General features: G+C 57.4%; 3 protein-coding genes. 1 reads left to right on the forward strand and 2 read right to left on the reverse strand.

Going from position 1 to position 1,266, the window contains the following annotated elements; all coding sequences use genetic code 11:
* A partial coding sequence (locus EBBID32_RS19485; RefSeq protein ID WP_037491986.1) for an SMP-30/gluconolactonase/LRE family protein occupies positions 1–439 on the forward strand: 439 nt, incomplete at its 5' end.
* A 16-nt stretch (positions 440–455) separates the two neighbouring features.
* On the opposite strand, the gene EBBID32_RS25020 is transcribed toward EBBID32_RS19485, so the two are convergent.
* Positions 456–617, reverse strand: coding sequence for a hypothetical protein (locus EBBID32_RS25020; RefSeq protein ID WP_231382256.1), 162 nt, complete (start codon positions 615–617; stop codon positions 456–458).
* Positions 618–684: 67 nt separating this feature from the next.
* The coding region (locus EBBID32_RS19490; protein ID WP_037491987.1) for an IS4 family transposase at positions 685–1,266 on the reverse strand (582 nt) is incomplete at its 5' end.

The following is a 1,266-nucleotide window of genomic DNA, read 5'->3' on the forward strand; positions in this document are numbered from 1 at the left end:
GCTCTACCCTGTGGACCACCCCAATGGATGCGGCCTTTCACCAGACGGCCGCACGCTTTATGTAGCGCAGACGTTGTTTCGTACCGTGACGGCATTCGATCTTGTCGGTCCAGGTCGGCTGGCGGGCTCAGTGGGGCAGAGCGTCTTTTTCGCGGGACGCCCGATCGCGAGCATGCCTCCGGGAACGGGTCTGGACTCAATGGCGGTCTTAGCGGACGGCAGAGTGGCGGTCGGAACCATAATCGGTATGTCCGGCATAGCAGTGGTTGATCCCGAAACGGGCGATTACGCTCATCATGCCTTTCCGGACTTCGCTACGACCAACATTTGTTTTGGCGGAGCCGACATGTGCTCCGCGTGGATCACGCTTTCGTGTTCGGGTAGGCTGATCAAGGCGCGATGGGATGTCCCGGGGCTTAGACTCGCGCATTATTCCTGACACTAACGACGGCGGATCAAGGACGTGAATCAATCGGTTGACGTGCGCCGATCGCTTTATTCGGGTTTGATGAACAAGGGTCGCGGTCTACCTGACAGGCGAAGCGGTCGATTGCATAGCAAATGAAGCCCTGTTGACCGAAAAGGGCTTTGACGCCGAAGTGAGGGGAAGCGCTCATGCATTTCCTACTTCACTCCCTATGGCGCGGGATTAGTTTATCTGTAACCGACCGGTGGAGCTTGCGATTACCCACAAGTGGCAAGCTCCGCGCCTATCTGGATTTCGACGAGGCGTCGTAGGCCGCGCCAGACAACGGTGTTTCCAGGCGGTGGGTCGGACGTCCGCGCGAGATAACCGCCAAGGCGGGACAATTTGGTGAGATATAGCTGGAGCGTTCCCGGCTTTGCTCGGCGATTCCCGCTATCGGTAACGAGGCGGTCGAGGATTGCAATTTCCGTTGCTGTAAATGCGATCGCCGGATCGGCATCGGGGGCAGCACGTGCCATCATGGTCATCCACATCACGCGCCAACTAACGATACAAAACAGCGCGACAAGGTTGGCTAAACGATCGGCGGTGCGGAGCTTCGCATCTTCAGCACGACATCCTGACTTCAGAATCTTATGAAAAACTTCGATCTTCCAGCGCGTCGAATACCAACGTATTTTCTCGATCGCTGCGTCGAGGTCGGCAACTTCCAGATCGGTGACGAGCTTCCACAGTATCGGCTTTCGGCCCAATGGGACACCGACTTCCGACGCATGGATCACCGTCAGATCGAGCGCCGGGTAGCGTTTTTGCTTCCCAATCGGCGGGCAGACGTGGAT

The organism is Sphingobium indicum BiD32 (assembly GCF_000382885.1).
GTDB lineage: Bacteria > Pseudomonadota > Alphaproteobacteria > Sphingomonadales > Sphingomonadaceae > Sphingobium > Sphingobium japonicum_C.